The sequence below is a fragment of the Pseudomonas sp. Irchel s3f7 genome (genome assembly GCF_900187615.1).
Classification (GTDB): domain Bacteria; phylum Pseudomonadota; class Gammaproteobacteria; order Pseudomonadales; family Pseudomonadaceae; genus Aquipseudomonas.
In genome coordinates, this window is the sequence record NZ_FYDO01000001.1 from 196,888 (window position 1) to 219,076 (window position 22,189).

The 22,189-nt window shown below is 58.6% G+C and carries 17 protein-coding genes; 11 read left to right on the plus strand and 6 right to left on the minus strand.

Annotated features, from left to right (window positions below; all coding sequences use genetic code 11):
• Positions 1–6 precede the first annotated feature (6 nt).
• Both mexE and CKW19_RS00930 read right to left on the minus strand, forming a co-directional pair.
• Complete coding sequence (gene mexE, locus CKW19_RS00925) at positions 7–1,260, minus strand: multidrug efflux RND transporter periplasmic adaptor subunit MexE (protein ID WP_095056143.1); 1,254 nt, start codon at positions 1,258–1,260, stop codon at positions 7–9.
• 236 nt (positions 1,261–1,496) lie between these two features.
• Positions 1,497–2,414, minus strand: a complete 918-nt coding sequence (locus CKW19_RS00930; protein ID WP_095056144.1) for a LysR family transcriptional regulator — start codon at positions 2,412–2,414, stop codon at positions 1,497–1,499.
• A 269-nt stretch (positions 2,415–2,683) separates the two neighbouring features.
• Here CKW19_RS00930 and CKW19_RS00935 point away from each other — a divergent pair, with 269 nt between their 5' ends.
• The 4 genes from CKW19_RS00935 (at position 2,684) to pgm (ending at position 8,941) form a co-directional block, all read left to right on the plus strand.
• A complete protein-coding gene (locus CKW19_RS00935) occupies positions 2,684–3,706 on the plus strand; it encodes a zinc-dependent alcohol dehydrogenase family protein (protein WP_095056145.1) in 1,023 nt (340 codons plus the stop codon).
• A 569-nt stretch (positions 3,707–4,275) separates the two neighbouring features.
• Entirely contained in the window at positions 4,276–5,742 is a 1,467-nt protein-coding gene (locus CKW19_RS00940) for a hypothetical protein (protein WP_256580276.1), read from the plus strand.
• Positions 5,743–5,782: 40 nt separating this feature from the next.
• Positions 5,783–7,183 carry a PLP-dependent aminotransferase family protein gene (locus CKW19_RS00945; protein ID WP_095056146.1) on the plus strand — a complete coding sequence of 467 codons (1,401 nt, stop codon included), beginning with the start codon at positions 5,783–5,785 and terminating at the stop codon, positions 7,181–7,183.
• A gap of 111 nt (positions 7,184–7,294) precedes the next feature.
• Positions 7,295–8,941 carry a phosphoglucomutase (alpha-D-glucose-1,6-bisphosphate-dependent) gene (pgm, locus tag CKW19_RS00950; protein ID WP_095056147.1) on the plus strand — a complete coding sequence of 549 codons (1,647 nt, stop codon included), beginning with the start codon at positions 7,295–7,297 and terminating at the stop codon, positions 8,939–8,941.
• A gap of 209 nt (positions 8,942–9,150) precedes the next feature.
• Here pgm and CKW19_RS00955 read toward each other — a convergent pair whose 3' ends face one another.
• Positions 9,151–9,846: a pirin family protein gene (locus CKW19_RS00955; protein ID WP_095056148.1), complete on the minus strand. Its 696-nt coding sequence runs from the start codon at positions 9,844–9,846 to the stop codon at positions 9,151–9,153.
• Positions 9,847–10,124: 278 nt separating this feature from the next.
• Here CKW19_RS00955 and CKW19_RS00960 point away from each other — a divergent pair, with 278 nt between their 5' ends.
• The gene (locus CKW19_RS00960; RefSeq protein WP_095056149.1) at positions 10,125–12,599 is read left to right on the plus strand and encodes a UvrD-helicase domain-containing protein; all 2,475 of its coding nucleotides are present in this window, start codon (positions 10,125–10,127) and stop codon (positions 12,597–12,599) included.
• Positions 12,600–12,716: 117 nt separating this feature from the next.
• Here CKW19_RS00960 and CKW19_RS00965 read toward each other — a convergent pair whose 3' ends face one another.
• Positions 12,717–12,989 carry a DUF1652 domain-containing protein gene (locus CKW19_RS00965; protein ID WP_034148820.1) on the minus strand — a complete coding sequence of 91 codons (273 nt, stop codon included), beginning with the start codon at positions 12,987–12,989 and terminating at the stop codon, positions 12,717–12,719.
• A 262-nt stretch (positions 12,990–13,251) separates the two neighbouring features.
• Between CKW19_RS00965 and CKW19_RS00970 the strand changes: the two genes are divergently transcribed.
• The 4 genes from CKW19_RS00970 to CKW19_RS00985 all read left to right on the plus strand — a co-directional run bounded on the left by CKW19_RS00970 (position 13,252) and on the right by CKW19_RS00985 (position 17,041).
• Positions 13,252–14,067: an AraC family transcriptional regulator gene (locus CKW19_RS00970; RefSeq protein ID WP_095056150.1), complete on the plus strand. Its 816-nt coding sequence runs from the start codon at positions 13,252–13,254 to the stop codon at positions 14,065–14,067.
• 51 nt (positions 14,068–14,118) lie between these two features.
• On the plus strand, positions 14,119–15,525 hold the full coding sequence (locus CKW19_RS00975; RefSeq protein ID WP_095056151.1) for an FAD-binding oxidoreductase: 1,407 nt from the start codon (positions 14,119–14,121) through the stop codon (positions 15,523–15,525).
• 27 nt (positions 15,526–15,552) lie between these two features.
• Complete coding sequence (locus CKW19_RS00980; protein ID WP_095056152.1) at positions 15,553–15,894, plus strand: cupin domain-containing protein; 342 nt, start codon at positions 15,553–15,555, stop codon at positions 15,892–15,894.
• Between the two features lie 61 nt (positions 15,895–15,955).
• Positions 15,956–17,041, plus strand: coding sequence for a polyamine ABC transporter substrate-binding protein (locus tag CKW19_RS00985; protein ID WP_095056153.1), 1,086 nt, complete (start codon positions 15,956–15,958; stop codon positions 17,039–17,041).
• Between the two features lie 60 nt (positions 17,042–17,101).
• Here CKW19_RS00985 and CKW19_RS00990 read toward each other — a convergent pair whose 3' ends face one another.
• Positions 17,102–17,761, minus strand: a complete 660-nt coding sequence (locus tag CKW19_RS00990; RefSeq protein ID WP_095056154.1) for an MliC family protein — start codon at positions 17,759–17,761, stop codon at positions 17,102–17,104.
• 26 nt (positions 17,762–17,787) lie between these two features.
• Positions 17,788–18,012: a YgdI/YgdR family lipoprotein gene (locus CKW19_RS00995; RefSeq protein ID WP_095056155.1), complete on the minus strand. Its 225-nt coding sequence runs from the start codon at positions 18,010–18,012 to the stop codon at positions 17,788–17,790.
• Positions 18,013–18,221: 209 nt separating this feature from the next.
• On the opposite strand from CKW19_RS00995, the gene CKW19_RS01000 reads away from it, so the two are divergent.
• Both CKW19_RS01000 and CKW19_RS01005 read left to right on the plus strand, forming a co-directional pair.
• Positions 18,222–19,874, plus strand: a complete 1,653-nt coding sequence (locus tag CKW19_RS01000) for a VRR-NUC domain-containing protein (protein WP_095056156.1) — start codon at positions 18,222–18,224, stop codon at positions 19,872–19,874.
• Positions 19,871–22,150, plus strand: a complete 2,280-nt coding sequence (locus CKW19_RS01005) for an ATP-dependent DNA helicase (RefSeq protein ID WP_095056247.1) — start codon at positions 19,871–19,873, stop codon at positions 22,148–22,150. Before CKW19_RS01000 ends, CKW19_RS01005 begins: the two co-directional genes overlap by 4 nt.
• Positions 22,151–22,189 lie beyond the last annotated feature (39 nt).

A 22,189-nucleotide genomic window follows, 5' to 3' on the forward strand; every position in this document is an offset into this window, starting at 1 on the left:
GAGCCCTTAGTCGCGTGGAGTCGTGGCAGCCAGCTTCACAGCCGTCCCCGGCGCAACCTTGGCAGGTGCGACTTGGGGCAGGTTGCTGGCTTCCAGCGCCTGGCGTTGTTGTGCGAGAGCCGCCAACGTTTGTTCGTTGGCCATCGGAATCACTTCAGGCGTGACCGGCGATCCCGGACGCACCCGTTGCAGACCCTTGACGATGATCGTGTCGTCCTTGTTCAGGCCGCTGCGCACGATGCGCAACCCTTCGATCTTCGGACCCAGCTCCACCGCGCGGTAGGCGGTCTTGTTGTCGGCATCCATGACCAGCACGAACTTTTTGCCCAGGTCAGTGCCGACCGCTTCGTCGTTGATCAATGTGGCGCTGTAGGTGCCGCTGCCGACCAGCTTCAAGCGTGCGTACAGGCCCGGGGTGTAGCTGCCGTCGCTGTTGTCGAACACGGCGCGACCGCGGATGGTCCCGGTTTTCGGGTTGACCTGGTTGTCGATGAAATTCATGACACCCTGGTGCGGGTTGCCGTCTTCGTTGGACAGGCCCATGTAAACCGGGGTGGTGGCGCCGCGTTTGCCCTGGCGAGCGAGCTGCGTGTACTTGAGGAACACGCGTTCGTCGGCGTCGAAGTAGGCATAGACCTTGTCGGTGGAAACGACGCTGGTCAGCGGCGTGGTGTCGGCGGTTACCAGGTTGCCGGCGGTGATTTCCGCACGGCTGACGCGGCCGCTGATGGGGGCGGTCACACGGGTGAAACTCAGGTTCAGTTTGGCCAGGTCCAGTTGCGCTTGAAGCGCGCCGACGGCGGCGCGGGCTTCTTGTGCGGCACTGGTCCGCGAATCGGCCAGTTCGGCAGAAATCGCGTTGCTGGTGCGCAGACGCTCGCCGCGCTGGGCTTCGTTTTCGCTGCGAGTGGCATTGGCACGCGACTGGGCGACCAGTGCTTCGAGGCGGCGGACCTCAGCCTGGAATGGGCGGGGGTCAATCTGGAACAGCAGGTCACCTTTCTTGACCAGGGCGCCTTCAGTGAACGCCACTTCATCGATCTGGCCGGAAACCCGTGGACGGATCTCGACGGTTTCCGGGGCTTCGAGGCGTCCGGTGAATTCATCCCACTCGTTGACCGGTTGTTCCAGCACCTTGGCCACGCTGACCTTGGCGGCCGGCATCGTGGCGGCACTTTCCGGCGCCTTGCCGCAGGCGCTCATCACCAGTACGGCCAACAAGGCCAACGGGAAGCGCAAATGTTTGAGTGACTGTTCCATGGATGCATCCGCCAATGTGTTGAGATTGGCGAATGATGCGCGGCGGGGTGGTATGTCACGAATCGAATGGGGCGAAGGTAACTATCATTCGGAATGATATAAGACTCGACCAAGCCCTCTAGCCTGCGGTTTGCATTCGATTGTCATCAACGGGATTGATGACAATTGTGTGTTGCATTGGATGCAATAGTTGCTTGGGGCCGTGTTGCGGCCATTAGTTCGGAGAACAATCCGGATCAGGCCAGGCTGTCCGGATCCCCGAAGAACATCTGAATCCGCGAGCGCAACCAGCGCTCAGCCGGATCGTTATCCTGCGACCCGCGCCAGGCCATGTGCAGTTCGAAACTGGGCACCGGCAACGGCGGATCTTCCGCCCGCACGCCGCCTGCGGCGGTCAGCGCATCGGCGGTGTAGTCCGGCACCGTGGCGACAATGTCGGTTCCGGCGAGCAAGGTGCTCAGCCCGTTGAACTGCGGCACGGCGAGCACGACATGGCGTTTGCGCCCAAGCTTTTCCAGTTCTTCATCTATAAAGCCACTGAGGTCGCCGGCGAACGACACAAGGGCATGGGGGCGGGCGCAGTAATCATCCAGGCTCAACGGTCCCGGCACGGTGTCGGCGCGCAATAGCTTCGGCTTGCTGCGGCGCAGCACCTTGCGCTTGGCATTGGCCGGCAGGTCGGTGGTGTAGCTGACACCGATGGAGATCTCCCCGGAAGCCAACAACCCCGGCATGAGGATGTAGTTCACGCGACGCACGACCAGCACGATCCCCGGTGACTCGGCGCGCAGGCGCTTGAGCAGCATCGGTAACAAGGCGAACTCGACGTCGTCCGAAAGGCCGATGCGGAACACGGCGGTACTTGTGGCAGGATCGAACTCGGCCGCACGGCTGACCGCTGTGGAAATCGAATCCAGCGCCGGGGAGAGCAGGGCGAAGATTTCGATCGCCCGAGCAGACGGCTCCATGCTGCGGCCGGTGCGCACGAACAATGGATCATCGAACAGCCCGCGCAGGCGCGAAAGCGCCGCACTGATGGCAGGCTGGCCGAGGAAAAGTTTTTCCGCCGCGCGGGTCACGCTGCGTTCGTGCATCAATGTTTCGAAAACGATCAACAGGTTCAGGTCGACACGACGCAGGTCATTACGATTCATCTGGAGTCCTGGCAGAGTCAGCAAACTTGACGTGGGCGGCCATATGAGAACAATGGCCCGCAGGAATCTTACGGGGAAAGGCTGGTACTCTGCACCGAGAAATTCAGATTTCCTACAAAGGCTGCGTCGGATTCATACTGTATCTAGTGATGTTTCCGAGACGACGGAATCAATGACAGGCATGTCGACTATTAATAGCCACAGATAGTCTTGGGTTAAAAGCCCGGCTAGAGTTCAAGGCATTAGAGGTTCATTTGGCGAGGTTTGCGATGTCCCGCACGATCCGTTTTCACAAGTTTGGTCCAGCCGAGGTGCTCAAATGCGAAGAGCATGCGGCCGCTCAGCCTGCACCAGGCGAAGTGCAGGTGCGCGTCGAGGCGATTGGCATCAGCTGGTATGACACACTCTGGCGCCAGAACCTGGCACCTTCCCATGCTCGCCTGCCTTCTGGCATTGGCCAGGAAATGGCCGGTATCGTCACGGCCCTGGGTGAGGGCGTTGAAGACCTGGCTATCGGCGACAAAGTCGCCAGTTTTCCGGCCGAAAGCCCGAACGACTACCCGGTCTACGGCGAGCAGATTGTTCTGCCGCGCACAGCCTTGACCCGTTACCCGGACGTACTCAGCCCGATTGAAGCGAGCGTGCATTACACGCCGCTGTTGATCGCCTATTTCGCGTATGCCGACCTGGCACGGGTCAAGCCGGGGCAGTTTGTCCTGGTGACCGACGCCAGCCACTGCGCCGGCCCTTCCTTCGTACAACTGGGCAAAGCCCTGGGTGTGCGAGTGATTGCCGCGACCAAAACGGCGGAAGAACGTGAATACCTGCTGTCGCTCGGTGCCGATAAAGTCATCGTCACCGAGGAAGAAGATCTGCTGATACGCATCAACAAAATCACCGACAACCGCGGCGTGGACGTGGTGTTCGATGGTTTGGGCGGTCCGCAAATGTCGTTGCTGGGTGACGTGCTCGCACCGCGTGGCAGCCTGGTGCTCTACGGGTTGCAGGGCGGCAACCAGACGCCATTCCCGGCATGCGCAGCGTTCCAGAAGAACATTCAGTTCTTCGTGCACTGCATCGGCAACTTCACCGGGAAGCCGGAACTGGGCATTACCCAGGACCAGGTCGCACTGCAGCGCGCCTTGCGCGACATCAACCAGTTGACGGCTGATCGCGTGCTGTTGCCGCTCAAGACCCGGGTCTTCCCGTTTGCCGAGTTTGTCGAAGCACACCGCTACATGGACGAGTGTCCGTGTCGTGAACGGGTTGCCCTTCAGGTCGAACCGGCGTAACGATCACTTCTGTCGTACATCCTCAAAGAGTCCGTGTCCCCACGGACTCTTTTGCGTTCAGCCCCACCTAAATACCCATTGCCCTGATGGCGGAGCCTTGGGCCAGTTCGGCAACTGAACTGGTTTTTACTCTTGATCTGTAGCTTCTAATCAGCCACTCAGCCCTGATAATTGAATGATTACTTTCATCTCAAGGAATGAGTCATGTCTGTGTGTCAGGCTGATACTTGTCAATGCCCATTGCATCTTTCAAAAAGCGCAAGTTGTTGCGTAGTTATAGAAGGCGCGACGATAACTTCTTTCTTTATTTCTTGTATTAAACGTCTGTGGGACGTTGTCGGACATTTCATAGGATCGATAATTGGTTTGGTAAAATTCATAAAAATCAATGGAATAGATGGTTGCGGTCGGTGCTTTCGTGTGGCCGCTCCACTAATTTGTTGAAAGCAACCTCATTCCATTCCAGTGTTAGTATTTGACAGTAAATTCCATCACTACCGCCGTGCAGTCCGCTCGTTGCGCTTGACTGTTGGTGCGATATAGAACTTACAAGTATCAGGTAAATTTAAATGACCAGCATTCATGATCAAGCGATGAACTATGTCTATCAACAAGTGCTGCAGCGATTGCTCGGATTTTTTTCGCGGGCCGAACGTACGGCCTTGCAGTTGTTGATCCAGCGTCTGGTGGTAGCGGCGGGGGGGATGGCCCACATCGGCGATTTCAAGGTGCTGTTGATTCAGACCGGCACCCGCGACAACTGCTACACCCTGGCGCTGCTGCGGGCTGCCCAATTGACGATTGCAACCCGGTCACCTGCGACGTTTCAGTTGCGCATCGCCTCATTGCGAATGAATGGGGCCAGCGTGGTGGCTTTGGAAAACATGCATCGCACCAACAGTGCTTTGTTCATCTATGACGATCCGCGGGTCGAGGTGTTGATGGTGGATGACCGTGAGGTTCTACTCTTTGATCATCAGGCGCCCGTGTCCAGCGCCGGCCGCGAATCGAATCGGACTCAAATGCTGTTGATCGGCCATTGCCCTATCCGCAATGAGCTGCTGAATCCATGGGACAGCGGGTACCTGGCCACTGGCGAATTCTATGGGCAAATCGCGCGTTGGGACGGTGGCGTCGATGCGTTGCTCAGCAGCGAATCGCCGCGTCAGCAAAAACAGTTTACCGACGGTTTGTTGCGCGCTGCCGCAAAGGCGGGGTTATGGTCGTCGAACATCGGTGAATCCGCTTACAGCGGGTTGTTCGCATTGCTCGATGAACTGGGCAGCGACTGTTATCGCGAGTTCTATGGTGATCAAGGCCACGCACAATGGCGTCCGGCAGATCGCTTTGAAACCTGCCGTCGCGCGACCTGCATTGATATTCACGACATGTTGGTCAGCCCCCCGGAAGAGCGCTGGCCGTTGCTGAACGAGTTTCTTGGATACCAGCCTGACGAACCGGGTGCGCAAACCGGCGACAACGAATACGTGAGCCTGCCGATCTCGGCGCACCTGCGGGGGCTGCAAGCCTGTTGCCTGCAAGGGCGCAGTTACGAGGCGGGAGTCGCCGAACACCTGCAACGAACCTTGATCATGATGCGTCGCAAGCAGTTGCCCGATCAGTTGTGCGAACAAGTCATCGAAACCTTTTGCAATCCGGCAACGCAGGGTGAGTTGCGGGCACGGGCAGCGTCTGAAGCACAAAAGGCCCTCGGTCTGAGTGACGCACAGCTGGTATGTCTGCTCTTTGCGCCTTTTATCGACAACGGGGCCCGCCTTGAGCGTTTTCTTCGTCTATGCCATCCGGGCATGCTGGTGGCGCTGCCCGATCTGCACCGGGCCATGCAGGGGCAGCCCGTGGCCGAACAAATCATGCAGTGGATGATTGATGTCAGCGGACTGCCGGTGAGGCTGATTGGCCGGCTTTATCAAATGGCGTCGGTGTCCGAAACGCCATGCATGGCACCTGAAATTGCAGTCGCCAGCGCGGATGCAGCCGGTCTTGCTGTGGCGGATGAATGGTCTACGGGGCGTTGACCGTGCGCGGTTTGCGGGGCTGTGCAATTGGACTTGGTCCATGAAAGGTCTACGAGAAACGGACTTCGCCTATCAGGCGGTGTACCGATATCTCAACACGCTGATCAATGAGTCTATTGGTCATGGGCATTTGCGCCTGCCCTCCTTGAGACACCTCGCGGATCGTCTCAATGTGTCGATTTCGACTATCCAGTACGCGTACTCATTGCTGGAAAAAGAAGGGCGGGTCTATTCGGTGGCCAAGTCTGGCTACTTCGCGGTGCCAGTGTCCTCGACCGATCTGATTCAGAGCGGCAACGACTTGCTCGAAACCGTGTACGTCAACGCCCGGCGCCCGGGAATGTTTGTCCTGAGTGCCGATGAGCCAGCGTTATTGCAGCCGCTCGACAGTCCTTTGTTACTGATGGAGCGGGAGTTGCTGCGTCAGTATCCGCGCCAGCCGTTGCCAACGTCGCAACCGTTTGGTGAGCTGGAACTGCGCACAGCCCTGGCGGCTCGCTACACCTCTTCGCCGGTTCGCTGCTGGCATGCCGAAGAGGTTTTTATCGGCGCCGATCTACGGGGTGTGCTGGAAATACTGATCATCGTACTGGGCTTGAACGACGCGACAGTGGTGGTTGAATCGCCGTGCGACTGGGCGATATTGCGTTTGCTCCAGGCCGCTTGCGTGCGGGTGATCGAGTTGCCAGTGCTGGCGAACGGTTGCCTGGATTTCGATCGGCTCAAGGCGTTGCTGGAAACCGAATCGGTGCGGCTGGTTATGGTTTCCTCGGCCTTGAACATGCCGCGAGGCAGTCTGGCGCCTGATGACAATCGCCGGGCCATCGCGCAGCTGTTGGGCCAACACCACAGTTGGGTGCTGGAGAACGACTGTTATGGGGAGCTTTGCTTCGAGGTAGGGCGGCTGCGATTCCGCGATCTGCTGGATCCCGAGCGGCTGATGGTGTTTTCCACGTTCGAGAAAATCATCGGTCCGGAAGCGCCCTATGGCTATCTGCTGTCGAAGCACTTCAGCGCCGACCTGCAACGGCATTTTCTGTTGCGTTCGTTCCGCCTGTCACCCATTCGGCAGAAGGCCATTGCACGGTTGTACGGCAATGGCCGCATCGATCAGCACCTGCACGTGCTGCGACGGCTGCTCAAAGAACGCAAGAGTCAGATGACCCAACTGTTGCAGGAACGGCTGGGTGATGCCTTGCAGGTTGTCGAGCCTCAGGGCGGCGCGACTATATGGGTTCGCTCCCTGCGGCAGGTGAATGTGCGTCGAGTGTTCCAGCGTTTGTTGGCGCACGAGGTGGTCATTGCCCCGGGTGAATTGTTCAGCCTTCAGGGCTTGCACGCACAGCATCTGCGCTTGAGTCATACCCTGGGCAGTGAGCACGACCTCGCTCTGGCCCTGGGTTTTCTGGGGGATGCGCTGCGTCTGGAGGCCATCGACTGAGGAGGGCGCAATGACATCTTCTAACGTCCTGGATCGATCCCGTCGCGTTACGGTCAAACTGCCAGTAAACTCCGTCCCAATTCCTGAACCACTCGATCCCAGAGGTTTTGCATGACACTCAGTCCTTTTGCGGGCAAACCGGCACCGGCAGAATTGTTGGTCGACATCCCGCGACTGGTAACGGCCTATTACACCGGCCAACCTGATGCCGCCATTTCGACCCAGCGCGTTGCCTTTGGCACGTCCGGGCACCGAGGCAGCTCGTTCGACCTGAGTTTCAACGAATGGCACGTTCTGGCCATCAGCCAGGCAATTTGCCTGTACCGCGAGGCTCAAGGCATTGATGGCCCGCTGTTCGTCGGTATCGACACCCATGCGCTGTCTACTCCCGCCGGGGCCAGTGCCCTTGAAGTCCTGGCGGCCAACGGCGTGACCGTGATGATCGCCGAAGGTGACGAGTACACGCCGACGCCGGCAGTCTCCCACGCGATCCTTTGCTACAACCGTGGACGCACCACCGGCCTGGCCGATGGCGTTGTCATCACGCCGTCCCACAACCCGCCGCAAAGCGGTGGCTACAAGTACAACCCAACCAACGGTGGCCCGGCCGATACCCACATCACCAAGTGGATCGAAGCCAAGGCCAACGAACTGCTGGCCAACAAGCTGGCCGGTGTCAAACGCATCAGCTACGAACAGGCACTGAAGGCGAGCACGACGCATCGCCACGACTACGTGAACACCTATGTGGCCGATCTGATCAATGTGATCGACTTCGATGCCATCCGTGACGCCAAGCTGCGTCTGGGTGTCGATCCGCTGGGTGGCGCAGGGGTTCGCTACTGGTCGGCGATTGCCGAACACTACCGCCTGGACCTGGATGTCGTGAACAAGGAAGTCGATGCGACGTTCCGCTTCATGACCGTCGACTGGGATGGCCAGATCCGCATGGACCCATCGTCCAGCCATGCCATGCAAGGTTTGATCGGCCTCAAATCACGCTTCGACGTGGCATTTGCCTGCGATCCGGATCACGATCGCCACGGCATCGTCACCCCGTCCGGTGGCTTGCTGGCACCGAACAACTACCTCGCTGTGTGCATCGATTACCTGTTCCAGAATCGCCCGCAATGGCGTGCTGACGCTGCCGTGGGTAAAACCGTAGTCAGCAGCGGCTTGATCGATCGTGTGGCCAAGCGCCTGGGGCGTCGCCTGTACGAAGTGCCGGTTGGCTTCAAGTGGTTTGCCGATGGTCTGTTTGACGGTTCTCTGGGTTTTGGCGGTGAAGAAAGCGCCGGCGCGTCGTTCCTGCGCAAGGACGGCAGTGTCTGGTGCACCGACAAGGACGGGTTGATCCCGGCATTGCTGGCCGCTGAAATGACGGCTCGCACTGGTCGCGATCCAAGTCAGGCCTACCGGGCCTTGACCGATGAACTGGGCGAACCGTTCTCGGTACGGGTCGATGCCAAGGCCAATCCTGAGCAGAAAGCCCTGTTGAGCAAGTTGTCTCCGCAACAGGTGACCTCGACCGAGCTGGCCGGCGAAACGATCCAGAGCATCCTCAGCCATGCGCCAGGTAACGACCAGGCGATTGGCGGGCTGAAGGTCATGACCGAAAACGGCTGGTTCGCGGCGCGTCCTTCGGGCACGGAGGACATCTACAAGATCTACGCCGAAAGCTTTGTCAGCGATGATCACCTCAAGCAGTTGGTGGGCGAAGCGCAGACGCTTGTGGACAGCGCCATTTCCGCGAAGTGATCCGTGACTGATGTAGCTGTTGTGGCGAGGGAGCTTGCTCCCGCTGGGTCGCGAAGCGACCCCATCTCAGTGATAGCGATTTATTGACGGCACCGCATTCACCAAATTGCGGCTGCAGCGCAGCCGAGCGGGAGCAAGCTCCCTCGCCACAAGTTAATCGAAAAAAAGGGGCAACCATCACGGTTGCCCCTTTTTTCGCATTTACCGAATCACGCCAGGTCCACCAGAACGATCTCGCTGTCCTCGAAGGCCGTAACGCGCAGAACCTGTTCATCGGCAATCGCAACACCGTCTCGAGCTTGAGCACGCAAGCCATTGACTTCAATCACGCCCGTCGCCGGCACCAGATAGGCGCGACGGCCAGTGTCCAGCCGGTACTCGGCCGACTCGCCAGCCTTCAGGTTCGCCGCCACCAGGCGCGCATCGGCACGAATCCGCAGGCTCTGATCGTCACCTTCCTTGCCACTGGCCAATGTCACAAAACCTTCGCGCTCGCCTTTCGGGAACGGCTTGGCACCCCAGGACGGCGCCAGGCCGGATTCGTTGGGGATGATCCAGATCTGAAAGATCCGCGTCTCGGTTGCTTCCAGGTTGTACTCGCTGTGGGCGATCCCGGTGCCGGCGCTCATGACCTGAACATCACCCGCTTCGGTGCGTCCCTTGTTGCCCAAGTTGTCCTGGTGGGTGATGGCGCCTTCACGGACATAGGTAATGATTTCCATGTCCCGGTGCGGGTGCTGCGGGAAGCCAGTGCCCGGGGCAATCACGTCGTCGTTCCATACCCGCAGGTTGCCCCAGTTCATGCGCTTTGGATCGTAGTACTCGGCGAACGAAAAATGGTGGTGGGCATCCAACCAGCCATGGTGAGCACCGCCGAGCGAATTGAAAGGTCTGAGTTCAAGCATGATCGTCTCCTGAAAGGTCCGTCATGGGGCAAAGCGCCTGAGCCACGAAGCAAGACCGGTGGTTGATGACGGCCATCATCCATCAGGCAAACATCGATAAAAAGCGTAAAAAATGCAGCATTCTTATCTAATATATTGATATTAAACGGGCTCGAAAAACTCTCACACAGCTTTCACTTCATCGCATAAGCCAATGAGTCATAAGCATTTCACTAGAACTCATCGGCAAATGCAGACACCATAGCGCTCAACAGCCTCACACCCTGGAGTCAGTCCGCGTGCCGCAACACACCCCCGATCTTCCTCCCGAGCTTCGCCCCTTGGCCGAGATGCCGCTGATCAAGCGCCTGCTGGCCCGGTTCTTCGGCTACAGCCTCACGCGCTTGCATGCACAGCACCGGGCGTCGTGGTTGCACGGTCAGGCCGACGGGTTTCGCAGTGGCCACAGCGCCGGTGTGGATTACGGCTACAAGGAAGGCAAGCTCGAAGGTCTGGAGGAAGGCCGGCAAGTCTTGCTGATCCGCGATTCGCGCTGCACCGAGCACCGTCCACCGAACGTCGATGACTTGTTGTTTGACGATTGGCGCCTGCCGTTGAGCGCCGAGTTGAAGAAACGCATGAAAGCCGACGTCGCCCGATGGCTGCCGCCGCATGCCCAGCCCAGCGCCGCACAGTGGAAAATGATCTTCAGCGATACGCCATCCACTTCGGTCATTGCCGGAGCCGGGGCAGGTAAATCGACCACCCTGGTGCTGCGTATTTTGCTGCTGACGCATTATCTGGGGTTCGAGCTGAGTTCGATGACGGTCGTGACGTTCACCCGTGAGTCGCGCAAGGATTTCATCAATAAATTGATCGAACTGTTTGCGCTTTGGGGGCGGGCGATCAGCTTCAAGGAAGCGCGTGATCTGGTGCGCACCTTCCACTCGCGGATTTTGCCGATGGTGCGCAGCTTGCCGGGTTTCGAACGGTTGCAAGCCTTCGAGAACCTCAGCTTTCGAACGCAAAACGGCGATGAAGAGGTCGACAGCAACCCGTTCGACTTGCGCATCAATGACGCGCAGCGCCAGCAACTCAATGCCTGCTATCACCAGCTGCACAGTCGGGATGAGCATTTCCGCGAGCTGATCAAGCCGTTGTCGCGCCATGCCTTGCAGCTCAAAGAGCTGGAGCGCGATCACCCGGATGTGCAAAAGCGGATTGGCGTGACCGAATTGGCCGCCAAGCGTGATGAAGAACTGTGCGATGTTGTCGAGGATCTGTGGTTGCGTGCAGGTGCGTGGCCGATCAAAGGGATCGAGCCCAACCGTCAGTCGTTCGAGATCAATGGCGCGAAATTTCATTGTCATGGCTACATCCCGTCGCTGGATGCCTGGGTGGTATTGGGCTTCGATCCTCGGGAAAATCCCCAGGTGACGCGGCCAAACGCCAAGCTGACAGTGCGCGCGGAGTGGGCTGTAAAGCGCACCCTGTTTCAAGCTTTCTGTCGTAAACCACTGATTTGGCTAGATAGTTACGAGTCATCAAAGCGCGTTTTAGCTTCACTGGCCGGTGATGCCAGTGCGGGGCCGGGCTTCGATTACAAGGTCAAGGGCGAACTCGGTTCCACACCCTTGCTGGATTGTTTCGTCACCGCCGCCGGGTTTATCGAAAACCTCGGCCTGGACGTACCTGCTGCTGTGGGGCAGATGAGCTTTGCCAAGGACGACCCAGACCGGTTTTTCTTCGAGGCCTTGAGCATTTACTGGCGGGCCCTGGAAGATCATTTGCTTGACCAGAAACCGCCGGTCATGACCTACAACCGCATGTTCGCGTTGTTCAGCGAGCACTCCCCGGAAAACCTCAAGCTTTTGAGCGATGACCTGCTTCGGCCGTTATCGCACCTGATGATCGACGAGTTTCAGGACGTATCGCCGCAAATCGTTTCCTGGATCAGGGCCAGTCTTGCGGAAATTCGCAGTCGAGGGCCAGCCATGCACGTCGGTCGCGGTGCCCAGAGTTCATCCTTGCTGTGCGTGGGGGACGATTGGCAATCCATCTACGGTTGGCGCGGCAGTTCGCCGACGTACTTCATGGAGTTCAACAAGGAGTTCCCGTCGCCGAGTACCACCAAGGTCATGCTCAGCGACAACTATCGCAGTCACCAGCACATCATTGATGCGGCCGAGCACATCGTGCGTGCGGCGCCCGCAATTGCCGGCAAAAAGGCCAAAGCCAGTGGGGAGCCGAAGGCGTTGCTGCCGGTGAACGTGCTTGATCGGGATGATCAAGGCATGGCCCAGCGTCTGATGGAACACTACAGGAAGGGCGATTCAATCCTGATGCTTTATCGGAAAAGTAGCGATAAGTCATTGATTGAAGAGCATATTAAATCTGTAGTTAATGTGGATTCTAGCTTGCCGTATGAGTCTCGACGGTTGAAACAGCTGACCTACCATAGCGCCAAAGGCCTTCAGGCCGACGCTGTGTTTCTGCTCGGCGATTGCCAGCACCTGACCAGTTCACCCTACAAGAATCAGGTGTATCGCATGGCGGCCCTGGGCAAGGCTGGCGACAGTGAGCCTTACGACAGCGCTCAAAAAGACGAGATCCTGCGATTGGCCTACGTAGGCATTACCCGGGCTGTCAGCCATTGCTATTGGTATGTCGATTCACAGGACAACCAGGCGGCGAACATGCCCAAGGCGTCTGACCGGATAGGTAAGGGCAAGGCTTTCTTTGCCGACCATCGGCTGGGCAACGTGTCGGGGTGAATCGAAAAGATCGCAGCCTTCGGCAGCGCCTGCCGGGTAGGCACGCCGCAGGCTACGATCCTTGCACTGGACAATAAAAAACCCACATGAGTGGGTTTTTTATTGAGAAGTCAGCCTTCAGGCATAGCTCCTGAGGGCTACCGGTGGAATGAACGCTTCAAGCTCATCCTCCACCGCTTCGATTATTCGCTCTACATCCGCAGCATTCATGACCGTCGCGCAAGGAATGCCGGCTATGGCGATCATGGTCTCGCCAGTGGCACGGTCAAACAGACGGGCAATCATGCTGCCCGGCGCATCCATGCTCGCCTCGAAACCCATGGGATGAAAATGCCAGCGCATCAGCTGGCAGGCGTTTGGAAACGTGACCTTACTGAACCCTTTATTCATGTGTTGCCCACCTTCTTCATCGAGCGCTTCCTTTAGCTCATGCCAGGGGGGAAGAACCTTCATTGGTTCAACCAGTGACAGTCTTTAAAAGTAGCACCGCAGTGTGAAATAAATGTGGAATCTTCAAACCGTTTAGCGATTGCTGCGACTTTTTTGATGCAGGTCACGTTATGCCGACAGTTGAACGGACATGAGCCCCGGTTTAGTCATTGATGCCTCGGCAGAACTTGGGCAAGCTCGACGTTTTTTCGTCGAGACCGTTATGCACGCCGATGATGATGGCCCGCTGCAAACCCAGGCGACAGGCGAGACGGTCATGCGCTATCACCTGCGCTGGAAGCACCGGGATCTGGATGGCGTCATGGCGCTTTATCATCCTGACGTCCAGTACAACGATTTTTTCCAGAATCGCGTCATGGGCCTGGGCGAGTTGCGCGAATACGTGCGCAGCAGCATGCCGCGCGACCCGGACGAAGCGCTGGAACACTCCGATCGCATTCGCCTGGATGGCAACACCGCGTTCATTCAATACCGCATTACCCTGCGCGGCGGCGAGGGGCTGGTGTCGTTCCGTGCCAGCGAGGCGATTACCGTCAAGGACGGGCTGATCTGGCGCGTCAATGAGTACGCCTCGCTGGTGCGTGAGCAACCGGTCAGCAAGACCGCCGGCAATCAGCGCCCGGCCGTCAGCCGGCTCGGCCTGTCGCCGCGTCAATTGAGCTTTATGGCGGACGACCTGCAACAGTATTTCCAGCGCCAGCAACCCTATCTTGATCCGGAGCTCGACCTGCAGCGGGTGGCGAAGGAGTGCGGGTACAGCCGTAATCAGATTTCCTATCTGCTGAATCAAGTGCTGGGCCAGAGCTTCTACCGTTACGTCAACCAGGCCCGTTTGCAGCATTTGCTCGCGGCGCTGGATGCCGCCACGCCGCCGCTGCGTATCGACGATCTGGCCTTCGCTGCCGGTTTCAATTCGCTGTCCGCGTTCTACAGTTGCTTCCGCCAGCACACCGGCCAGTCACCGAAGGCCTACGTCAAACAAATTTCTTTGCGTGCACGCGCGCAAGACAGCGACTGAAGCCACGCACTAGGATCAACGCCATCGAAGTTTTGAGTGGCGGAGTCTTGCATGTCGGCGTGGCGCACTATCAGTTTGTGGATGGACCAGCTCGACGAGCCCCTGTTGGCGCGCCCATCGCTGGAACAGGATCTGGATGTCGACGTCGCGATCATCGGCGCGGGTTACACCGGACTTTGGACGGCTTACTACCTCAAGCGCCAGGCCCCCGGCCTGAGCATTGCCATCGTTGAAGCGCAAACCGCCGGGTTTGGCGCGTCCGGTCGCAACGGCGGCTGGCTGATGGGTAACCTGCTGGGTGAGGATCGCCTGCTTGCCGGTTTGTCGCCGGAGGATCGCCGGGCTTCCTACGATTTGCTGCACAGCATTCCCGATGAAGTGGAAATTGTCATCGAACGTGAAGGCATCGACTGCGATTATCGCAAAGGCGGGGCGCTGTATTGCGCTGCCCGCTATCCCGAGCAGGAAGCCAGCCTGCGCACCTATCTGGACGACCTCTACCGCCAAGGCCTCAACGAAAGCGATTACCGCTGGCTCAGCCCCGAGCAACTGGCGCAACAGATTCGCGTAGCCAAACCCTATGGCGGCATCTACGCGCCACACGTGGCGACCATTCACCCCGCCAAACTGGTGCGCGGGCTGGCCCGCACCATTGAGCGCATGGGCGTTAAAATCTACGAAAACAGCCCGGTCAGCCATTGGCAGTCGGGCAGCCTGCGCACGGCGAAAGCCTCGGTGCGCAGCCGCTGGACAGTGCCGGCAGTGGAAGGTTACTCCGTCACCTTACCGCCGCTGGGGCGCTATCAGTTGCCGGTGCAAAGCCTGATTGTCGCGACTGAGCCGCTGTCGGCCGCCACCTGGGACGAAATCGGTCTGAGTCGTGGCCAGGCGTTCAGCGAAGCCAGCCGCCAAGTGACCTACGGCCAGCGCACCGCGGACAACCGACTGATTTTCGGCGCCAGGGGCGGCTACCAATTCGCGGGTCAGTTGCGTCACGATTTTGACCTGAGTACCGACGAAAAGGAGCTGCGTCGCTATCTGTTCGGTGAGTTGTTCCCGCAATTGAAAAACGTGCAGATCACCCATGCCTGGGGCGGCAATCTGGGCATGTCTCGCCGGTTCCAGCCACACATGCTCTGTGATCGGGCCAATGGCATCGCGCTGTCCGGCGGTTATGGCGGGGAGGGTGTCGGGGCCAGCCACCTCGGTGGACGCACCTTGGCCGACCTGATTCTTGAACAGGACAGTGAACGGGTCCGTCAGCCATGGGTTATCCCCGAGGGCGGTCTCGACTCACTCAGGACCTGGGAGCCAGAGCCCGTCCGCTGGCTCGGCTACAACGCGATCATCCGCAGCTTTGTCCATGAAGACCAGACGCTGGCCAACCCGGCCACCGCACCCTGGCGGCGCAAGCTGGCCAGCGGGGTCGCGGGTTTCATGGAAGGCTTCATGCACTAACGGCTTTTATTCTCGACAGGTATTCCCATGAGCATTACGCAATTCAAGAACACCGCCACCCTGAAGCTGGAAGAGTCGAACCCCGTCGCCGTGCCGCTGGGGACACCCGTGGCCGTGGCATCGACCACCAGCGTCGAGCGCGACGACGGCGTCGAAACCGGCGTCTGGGAATGCACCCCGGGACGTTGGCGGCGGCAGATCGTTGCCCAGGAGTTCTGCCACTTCATCCAGGGTCGCTGCACCTTCACCCCCGATGGCGGCGAACCGCTGCACATCGAAGCCGGCGATGCACTGATGATGCCTGCCAATAGCCTCGGTATCTGGGATATCCAGGAAACCGTGCGCAAAACCTACGTGCTGATTCTTTAAAAAGCCTGGTTTTTGATCCTTTGATTGCCTGCCAATAACAACAACCCTCAGGAATCGACTCATGATCCGAAAGACACTCGCCCTGGCCCCATTGATGCTGGTCGCCTCCATCAGCCAGGCGGCCGAAAACGTCAAAATCTACAACTGGTCGGACTACATCGCGCCGGACACCACGAAAAACTTCCAGAAAGAAACCGGCATCGCCTTCACCTACGACGTCTACGACAGCAACGAAACCCTCGATGGCAAGTTGATGACCGGCAAATCCGGTTACGACGTGGTGTTCCCGTCCAACCACTTCATGGCCCGGCAGATTGAAGGCGGGGCGCTGAAGAAACTCGACAAGAGCCAATTGCCGAACTGGAAACACCTTAATCCTGTGTTGCTCAAGGCCTTGCAGACCAACGATCCGGGCAACGAACACGGCTTCCCGTACCTGTGGGGCAGCACCGGCATCGGCTACAACATTGCCAAAGTCAAAGCGGTGCTGGGCGACAACGCGCCGGTGGATTCGTGGGACCTGATCTTCAAACCCGAGTACATGGAGAAGTTGCAGAAGTGTGGCGTAGCGATCCTGGACAACGGCCCGGAACTGCTGCCCGCCGCACTGAACTACCTCGGGTTGCCGCCTCACAGCAAAAATCCGGACGACTACAAAAAGGCCGAAGCCCTGCTGATGAAAGTGCGGCCGTATGTCAGTTACTTCCACTCGTCCAAGTACACCAGTGACCTGGCCAATGGTGATATCTGCGTGGCGGTCGGTTTCTCCGGCGACATCCTGCAAGCGGAAAACCGTGCCAAGGAAGCCAGGAGCGGCATCGACATCGGCTACGCGATTCCCAAGGAAGGCGCCGCCATCTGGTTCGACATGGTCGCCATGCCGGTCGACGCGCCGGACGAGAAGGCCGGCTACGCATTCATGAACTACCTGCTGCGCCCGGACGTCATGGCCGGTGTCAGCAACTACGTGCACTACGCAAATGGCAACGAACAGGCGGACAGCCTGATCGACCCGGCGATCAAGAACGACACCAAGGTGTATCCGAGTCCGGAAATGATGGGCAAGTTGTTTGCGCTTGAGGCGATGCCGCTGAATATTGACCGGGTTCGGACGCGGGTGTGGAACAAGATTCGCACCGGTAGCTGAAACTGTTGATCAGGCAGCCGGGACAGGACGTCCCGCTGCCATTGCTGTGGAATTCGACAATCAACTCGTGGGTTCAGCCGCACAACTCATCTGCCCCGAACCGGGGACCTGGAACAGTACGTCGCTACCGTTCTGCCAAAACCTGTAACTGCCCCTGACATCTTTACCCGCGTACTGGCCTCCCGGATTGCCGGGGGCCTGGGTAAGGGCGACCGAGTTGTTCGCCCATGCCAGGAACACCACGCCCGGCTCGACGGTAAAGAAGGTCGCTGCAACGAGCGCGTTCAAGCCTGCGCAACGGAAGGCCAGCGGACCCTCGGTCTGCCGGCTTGGATCCTTGGTCCTCGCAATGGCCGAGCCCTGGCGCAGTTGATGGGCGCGCTCGGCATAACTGCGGATCGTACACGTCTTTATGTCTGCCTGGGTGCCGCACTGGTTTCGGGTGGCAATCCAGAACCGTTGGTCGATTTCGACCTTGTCCGGGGGCGGAACAGAGCGTTGGTCCGTGAGCGCCAGCTGATACAACCGCGACAGTTCCAGATCCATCTGTGCCAGTCGAGCGTCCTGGCAGACAAGCTTCTCGACCGGCAAACGGGCTGTCGCGCAGTCGAAGCTGGTCTTGAAGGTGGGGGCACGCTTGGCGGCAACCGCACTTAGGCTCACCGAAGCGCATGCAGCGGCGGCGAGGAGGGAGACCAGCAATGGTGTGACCTTTAACATGTCGGTTTTACTCGCGGCCCATAAAATCAGTCTTCCTGACGAATCGTAGCCACTTCATCGGACCTGACCTTTACCGTCGCTCCGGAAATATCCTCGAACTCGTAGAAGCCGTCTTTGGTCTTGGTTTTCGGCATGTCCTTGGTCAAATACTGGGTGCCGTTCTGCAGGGTTACGACGGTTGGCGTCGAGCAACCGGCCAACGCCAGAATAGCGGCTATTGCCAAGGGTAGACCCAGAGTCTTGATGTTCATGTTCATCTCTCCTGCGTAAAGGAAACAGCGCGGCCAGTCCGATCCGCTGCAGCGCTATCGCGATTGGTGTCGTGGATCGGATGAAAGTTCTCCCATCCTGAAAATATAGCGGACTGTGCTGCCATTGATCCTTTTCCGTTTGCACCGGACTGAGTGAAACTGGTATCTGTATGCATAACCAGTACTCGATAGCCTTGGCCCGATGACCCGTGACTGCAAACCCTCTTAACGATCCGTTCTATTACCTCAACAACTTCATGCAAGTGCTTGATTGGCTTGAGCTTCGCTACGCCGATGTGCTGAGCGTCGAGGAGCAGTCCTTCATTGGCGATTTCAAACGCTTGCCCCGTGAATCGAAGGCACTCCTGGTCAGGATGGTGATGCGCAAAGGCATTCACTTCAGGGCGAGCAAACTGCATTACGACGAAATCGGTGATATCGACACCGCAGCCGGACCACTGCTTGAACTGGGGTGGGTCGATGAACACATGCCGTTGTCGATCGATACGCTGTTCGAGGTGCTGCTCAAGGCGGAAATCCTCCAGTGTTTCAGCGCTGCCATCGACCAGCCCAAGGGCAAAAAAACCGATTGGCTGCCTGCATTGCGCGAACAGTTCCCGCAAACGCAAAGCTTCAACGACTGGTGCCCGTCTCTGGAGGAGCGCTTGTTCAGCCTGACCATCATGGGCCTGTGCGATCGACTGCGCTTGATGTTTTTCGGCAATCTTTATCAGGACTGGTCGGAGTTCGTGTTGGCCGACCTCGGTGTCTACACCTACGAAAAAGTCGAGTTCTGCGCAGATTCACGGGGCTTGCGCAGCCGTGACGATGTGGATGCCTGCCTGCTGCTGCACGACTATCAGCAACAGTTCGAGGCCGCAGAGGCGCTGGACGAAGTGGTTGAACGGATTTCGGGGTTGGTGTTGGACAACCCCTGGCTGCAACGACGACGTGGCAAGCTGCTGTTCCAGATGGCCCAACACTGTGAACGCATTGCGGATTTCTCCACGGCCTTGAACCTGTACCGCCAATGTAGCTATCCCGGCGCACGCGCTCGGTTGATTCGGGTGCTGGAACGCTGCGGTGAATTCCAGTTGGCCCTGGAACTGGCGACGCGAGCCGAACAGGCGCCGGAAAGTGCCGCCGAACAACAGCAAATGCTCCGCGTGTTGCCCAGGTTACGTCGCAAGCTCGGCGGGCCGCCGATAAAACGCGCGTCACCTCGGTCCATGCAGCGGCTGGATCTGCAATTGCCCAGAGGCGAACCGGCGTTGTCGGTGGAGTTTCATGTTCAGGCGCATTTGTCGGAAGAAACGGCGCCGGTGCATTACGTCGAAAACAGCCTGATCAATTCGCTGTTCGGGCTGCTGTGCTGGCCGGCGATTTTTGCGCCGTTGCCGGGGGCCTTTTTCAACCCGTTCCAGCGCGGGCCCGTGGATTTGCTGAACGAAGACTTCCATGGCCGTCGGGCAGCGTTGTTTCAGGCGTGCCTTGATGAACTCGACGACGGGCGTTACCGCCAGACCATTCGCGAACGCTATGCCAGCAAATGGGGCGTGCAGTCGCCGTTCGTGTTCTGGAGCGTGCTCAGCGAAGAACTGCTCGAACAGGCTCTGGACTGCTTGCCTGCCGAGCACCTCAAACACTGGTTCAACCGCCTGTTGCTGGACATCAAGGCCAACCGTGCCGGCATGCCGGACCTGATCCAGTTCTGGCCGCAGGAAAAGACCTACCGCATGATCGAGGTCAAGGGGCCGGGGGATCGACTTCAGGACAACCAGGTTCGCTGGCTCGAATTCTGCCATGAACACCAGATGCCGATTGCCGTCTGCTATGTGCAATGGGCGGAGCCGGACACTTGAGCTACAGCATTGCGGTACGGGCGCTGTGTGAGTTCACAGCCAAGGTCGGCGACCTCGATCTGCGTTTCACTCCGTCACCGACAGCGCTGGAAGGCATTGTCGGGCATCGCACGGTGGCGTCTCGTCGCAGTGATAGCTATCAAAACGAAGTGGCCCTTGAAGGATGCTTTCAGACATTGACCGTCAAGGGCAGGGCGGACGGCTATGACCCGGCGCAAAACTGCCTGGAAGAGGTCAAGACCTACCGTGGCGACTTGAGCAAGCAACCCGCCAACCACCGGGAGTTGCACTGGGCCCAGGTGAAAATCTACGGTTGGCTGATGTGCCGAAAACTCGATCTGGCACACATCAATCTGGCGCTGGTGTATTTCGATATCGTCAGCGAGAAGGAAACCTGTCTGGCCGAAGCGTTTGGCGCCGATGAGCTGCAAGCGTTTTTCGAGGCGCATTGCGCGCGGTTCCTGCATTGGGCCGAGCAGGAGATGGCCCATCGCGAAAGGCGCAATCGGGCGGCGCAACAGTTGACCTTTCCCCATGCCGACTTTCGACCGGGGCAGCGTCACCTCGCCGAGTCGGTGTACAAGGCCGTCAGCACCGGCCGCTGCCTGATGGCCCAGGCCCCAACAGGAATCGGCAAAACCCTTGGTACGTTATTTCCCATGCTCAAGGCTATGGCGCCGCAGGAACTGGACAAGGTGTTTTTTCTCACGGCGAAGACCCCGGGGCGAAAATTGGCACTGGATGCCGCCCAGGTGATTCTTGAAGGCGTCGATGCGCCACCCTTGCGGGTTTTGGAAATGATCGCCCGGGACAAGGCCTGTGAACACCCGGACAAGGCCTGTCATGGCGAATCCTGTCCGCTGGCTCGCGGCTTCTATGATCGTCTGCCGGCGGCGCGTCAGGCCGCCAGCCAGTTGAGCCTGTTGAACCAGGGGGCCTTGCGCGAAGTCGCCCTGGCGCACGATGTCTGCCCGTATTATCTGAGTCAGGAAATGGCGCGATGGGCGGACGTCGTGGTTGCCGACTACAACTACTACTTCGATTTCAGCGCTTTGCTGTTCGGATTGGCGCAGGCCAATAACTGGAAAGTCGCGGTGCTGGTCGACGAGGCTCACAACCTGGTGGAGCGTGGTCGCCAGATGTACAGCGCCAGCCTTGATCAAGCAGCACTCAATGACGTGCGAAAATCGGCACCCGAAGCACTGAAAAAGCCTTTGCAACGGGTCAATCGTGAATGGAATGCGCTGCATAACCTGCAAATCGGCATCTATCAGGCCTATGACAAGGCCCCGGAAAAACTGCTTCAGGCATTGTCTTCGTGCAGCGCCAGCATTGGCGACTATCTGAACGATCACCCCCTGGGACTCGATAGCGCACTGCAAAGCTTCTATTTCGACATCCTGCAATTTGGCCGGGTGGCCGAGTTGTTCGATGAGCAGTTTCTGTTCGATATCAGCAAGCGCGATCTCGACCGCAAACGCCCGCTCTCGCAGTTGTGTTTACGCAACGTGGTGCCTGCGGGGTTTATCCGTCCCCGCCTGACCGCTGCCCGCAGTACCGTGCTGTTTTCCGCGACCCTCAGCCCCCGACACTATTACGCCGATTTGCTGGGTACCCCGGCAGACACGGTGTGCATCGACGTTGAATCACCGTTTCACGCCGACCAACTGCAAGTACACATCGTCAGCCAGATCTCCACGCGGTTCGTTCACCGCCAGTCATCCCTTGAACCGATAGTGGCGCTGATCGCCAGGCAGTTCACCGAACGTCCCGGCAATTACCTGGCGTTTTTCAGCAGCTTCGATTATTTGCAGCAGGTGGCGCAGTTGCTGGGCGAGAGGCATCCGCATATCAAGTTATGGTCGCAGTCCCGAGGCATGGCGGAAGAGCAACGCCAGCAGTTTCTCGACCAGTTCAGCGCCGACGGTCAAGGCGTCGGTTTCGCGGTGCTCGGCGGGGCGTTCGGAGAAGGTATTGATTTGCCCGGTGCGAGGCTGATCGGTGCGTTCATTGCCACCTTGGGGCTGGCACAACTCAACCCGGTCAATGAACAGTTGAAACATCGTATGGCGGCGATCTTCGGTGCCGGTTACGACTACACCTACCTGTTTCCCGGTGTGCAGAAAGTGGTTCAGGCGGCGGGGCGGGTGATTCGCACCCAGCAGGATCAAGGGGTGGTGATGTTGATTGATGACCGCTTTGGCGAGGGCAAGGTCAGGCAGTTGTTGCCCCGTTGGTGGTCGATTTCTACTTCGCCTCTTTACCCTGCGATGTGAGCGATCCCATGGCCTGTCTACACTCCGATTGACCGCGAC